Annotated in this window: 5 protein-coding genes; all 5 read left to right on the plus strand. The window is 42.5% G+C overall.

The features are described 5' to 3' along the window. Positions 1-197 precede the first annotated feature (197 nt). The gene (locus ACT3T7_RS18290) at positions 198-1022 is read left to right on the plus strand and encodes a hypothetical protein (protein ID WP_444631907.1); all 825 of its coding nucleotides are present in this window, start codon (positions 198-200) and stop codon (positions 1020-1022) included. A 108-nt stretch (positions 1023-1130) separates the two neighbouring features. After that, positions 1131-1322: a hypothetical protein gene (locus ACT3T7_RS18295; RefSeq protein WP_444631908.1), complete on the plus strand. Its 192-nt coding sequence runs from the start codon at positions 1131-1133 to the stop codon at positions 1320-1322. Positions 1323-1426: 104 nt separating this feature from the next. Beyond that, positions 1427-2056 carry a VRR-NUC domain-containing protein gene (locus ACT3T7_RS18300; RefSeq protein WP_444631910.1) on the plus strand — a complete coding sequence of 210 codons (630 nt, stop codon included), beginning with the start codon at positions 1427-1429 and terminating at the stop codon, positions 2054-2056. Between the two features lie 66 nt (positions 2057-2122). Next, positions 2123-2491, plus strand: a complete 369-nt coding sequence (locus ACT3T7_RS18305) for a 4-fold beta flower protein (RefSeq protein WP_444631911.1) — start codon at positions 2123-2125, stop codon at positions 2489-2491. 131 nt (positions 2492-2622) lie between these two features. After that, entirely contained in the window at positions 2623-4053 is a 1431-nt protein-coding gene (locus ACT3T7_RS18310; RefSeq protein WP_444631913.1) for a hypothetical protein, read from the plus strand. The last annotated feature ends 119 nt before the right edge of the window (positions 4054-4172 follow it).

The following is a 4172-nucleotide window of genomic DNA, read 5'->3' on the forward strand; positions in this document are numbered from 1 at the left end:
TCTCGACCCAAAGCGGACATTCCGGGAAATACAGCAGGCGCGCGAGTTTTGGATATATAGCCTAATGGAACTTAATAGCCAAAAGAATCACAGGCTTGGAAGAATCTGGCAGACTTCATTTGCCGGAAAAAGTGCCAGCACGTTGATTCAATAATAGAACGCGCCGTCTAATACGCTGTTAGGAAAAAGGGAGGCACATGTTTGATCGAGAAGCGATTGTTGCTACTACTCATCTAGATAGTGAGGGAGACAAACTCACTATTGGCGCTCTGCATGGCCTTGTAGATAGCATTAACGCTACCTATATTCCTATTTGGGATGAACACGATCCACGGAATCCACCAATAGGCCGAATCGCTTCTGCAAAAGTTCGTGAAAGAGATGATGGGGAACATGAAGTCGTTGCCTCTCTTGAGTTATTTGATGGTTCTGAGTCTGAACAATATCCTGGAGATCGAGAGTTGGTGCGGGAAATGCGGCTTGAGAATGGTGAGGTTACAATAGTTACAGACCGATCTTTTCGAACCCCAGAAGACTTGGAAGACATAGAAGAAATTGCCCAGCTTTTAGGAACGCAATCAACTAAAGCAGTTAAAAAAGCAATTGACCCTATTTCAATATTGCAACTGACGGCTGCATTTATGGCTGGGGGAATTGCCTCTGGATTCTTGGCGAAGCTGGGCTCAGATGCGGCAGACCTTGTTAATGACAAGGTTAAGAGATTGATGAGGCGCAAGAATAACCGAGACTCTGATCGAGTTTTCCGACTTGTGATCCAAGTGCAAAAAAATGGAGAGTGTTTAGAGGCTGATGTCTTTATAACCAATCCTACAGATAAAGATATCGACAGTTTACTTGACCATGGGTTATCAGAAATAGACCAACAAGTGTCACGATTGATGAGCATGAGTACTCAACTTAGCAAGCTCACATTTGAGTACAAGGATGGTAGTCTCGAACTAAGGTTTGGCGTTAGAAAGGACTGTGTTCCGGTAACTCTGCATCCAAAGGATAGTGAGTGACAGGCCCTAACAATCGCAGGCACAGCGACGTCTTTTCCGTAGCGGCTCCGCCTTCACTACAAAGTCGCGCGTTCTGCGGGCGTTATGTGAATTAGACCTGGAATATTAATGAAGGAAATTGATATGAAACGAGCAGGAGCTGTTTGTCCTGAGTGTGGTTCTACCAAAACACCACACAAAGAAAAAATCATGGGGCAAGACACACAAGACCTAATTTGTGCTGAGTGCAAACATGTTGGTTGGTGGGCTGACTTTCAGCCAGAGAACCAAAAGAATAAAGACGAAAAGGGTAAGTCATAATCTGGACTCACATAACAAGCAAAGGCAGCATCGCCCTTCGGGCTGGACGCGCTAACGCACGCCGCTGCTTTGGGCGTTATATGTCCAGTCTGGATCTTTAGGCTATGAAACGATCATCATTAGAAAATCAATGCAGAGAGCTAGATCTCCCACTGGAAGAGATCCAATTAGACTATGAAGGTAGACCAGAACCAGCATTGCTCAATCATTATGAAAGTCTTGGATATGTCGGTTCATTTATAGAGGGATATACATTCTTTACTGTATTGAAAGCGTTAATGTTAGATAAATTAGCTGCCTTAAATACTTTTGATGACAGAAATGACGCTTGCACACGATATCTAGAAGCTCAACTTACTATTCATAAAGATAAAGTTGATGAAATAATTGACTCAATTGAAAACACTTCAAAGAAAAAATATCTTAGAAATTTGAAAGAAATATTCAGTCAACCATTTATCCAGAGCGAACATCCAAATCTATCTTTTGAGTGCTGCATCGCTTTGTTTGACGCTATAGATACGCAGCTATTTGTTGATGTGGCTAACAAATTCTCGGAAGATCCTTACACATATAGAAGTGGTTGGCCTGATCTCATTATAGTGAAAGGCAAGGAAGTTAAATTTATTGAAGTGAAAACAACCGATAAATTACACAAAAGTCAGTTGGTAATGATATCAACTTTCCGGAAAGTTATACCTTATGAGTTTTCTGTTTGCAGGGTGTTTAGATAATGACATATAACAAAGCATTACAGCGGACGAGCCGCTGAATGAGGCGTTAAGCATACGGAGAAATAAATGAGCATGACTCCAATTTTTGATCAAAATGTACAGCTATCAGGATGGTTTGATGGAGAAAATATATTTGATCTAGACCTAGAGTGGGTCGCATTTTTAAGTAATGGTAATTGCTTTTCGTCAAGCTCATTGAACTGGCTGGGGCCAATGAATGACGGCTCACTACTTGACCGTAACGGCAAGCCTGTCGCCTGGCTTGAGGGAGCTAGTCCAAGTGGCACTCTAAAGCCTCTTACGCCGTTGCGACCATTAAAGCCTTTAAAACCACTTCGTCCATTAAAACCTTTAAAACCCCTTAAGCCTTTGAAACCACTCAAGCCATTGGGTGGCTGGTCTAGTCTAGCTTGGAACCAGTGGATAAATGCTTAACAAGGCGCAGCAGTACGCGGCCGATGGCTGCCGGACGTCCTTTACGTGGCTCCTTTGTCGCCACTCCAAGGTCGCCGCTGTGCATCGGCGTTAGCCGCGCAAGCTCCAGACCTGAAAACAAGGACTAATAAATGAGCACTGATCTAACTGTTAAATCTGAAATGGGTCTTCTAGCAACTGATACGACCAAGTTTGAGGCATACCTTGAACACCTTGGATTGCCAACTGAAAACATAATTGCGCCGTTGGCAGAGCGTAAAAACATTGAAAATAACCTTCCAGCGTTTATCGAATCTCTCCCTCCAGAAGTAAAACGGGACGCAAGGTACTTATCGAAATTCGTAGCCGGTGCTGCAATAGGACTTTTTGACGCTTCTTTGAACTATGTTTGGAACGAAGTCGTTTTAAACTTGCGTGAAAAGGTGGTTGTGTACGGTCTAGATATGTTTTTTGACGCTGCCGTTGGTGGCGGCCGAAGAGAATTGTATTCAACCGAAGAAGACCTATCTGGACTCAAAGACAATACGCTGATAAACACGTGTCGAAAGCTAGAATTAATTTCTGATGTTGTTTATACAAAGCTTAATCATATTCTTACGATGAGAAATGACATTGGCGCGTCTCACCCTAATGTTTACTCAATCAATGCATTTGAACTACTCGGATGGCTCCAAACATGCGTTCAAGATATTCTAAATGACAAGCCTTCTGCTTCTGCAATCCAGATCAAGTCATTTATAGAAAACCTTAAAAAATCAGAAGTAGTCCTAGACAATGCGACTATACAGAGCATGGAAAGACCGCTTAATGACTTGTCTCTTCAGAATACAGACAACCTACTAAATAGCGTTTTTGGGATATATGCAGCTGAAGCAACAAGCAATGTGGTGCGGAAGAATATTGCTTTATTTGCGCCACATATCTGGAATAGAAGTAGCGATAACGTAAAGTACAAACTTGGTGTCACAATTGACGGTTACAAAAACAACCTTCATAACGAAAAGCACGCACTTGGAATGGAGTTTTTTGCGTTCTGTGGTGGTAACAGGTATCAGTCACTGGATTCACGTATAATAGCGCTTGATGGACATGCTGATGATTTGTTGGACGCCCGCTATGCATGGGATAATTTCTATAATGAGCCGCCTCACATGCGGAAAATACTCTCTTATTTGGGTACAGAGAATGATCTTCCAGTTGAGCGTTCACAAAAAATCATTAAGACAGTTCTGATTTGCCGAATCGGTAAAGGGATTCCATATAATACCGGTGTCTCACCGGCTGGCAAGCCTCTTTACGACCAATTTTTTAATCTCTTGGGTGATCAAAACATCATACTTACTTTAATGACCATGCACTCTAATGAAGTGAGAGTAAACCTTGATAATAAATACTGCCAAGATCACATGGTCAGTGTTCTTGGAATTCTAAAATCCAACGCACGTAGCGAGCGAGTTCAAGAGATACTTGATTATTTAATTGCAAACAAAACCATTCTCAACAAAGTTCACAACGACAAAAGATATAAAGATCTTGCTAAAAATCATATCAATTTCGGCTAACAAGGCCAGTCACAGCGACGGCTTTTTCGTTGCGGCTTCGCCTCCACTACAAAGCCGCGCGTGCTAGCGGCGTTAGACCGCTATATCTGAGTCATCTAAAAGGCCGCTCCTGGCCGAGA

This window comes from Halomonas sp. 111, assembly GCF_052379685.1.
In the GTDB taxonomy this organism is placed as follows: Bacteria; Pseudomonadota; Gammaproteobacteria; order Pseudomonadales; family Halomonadaceae; genus Vreelandella; species Vreelandella citrativorans.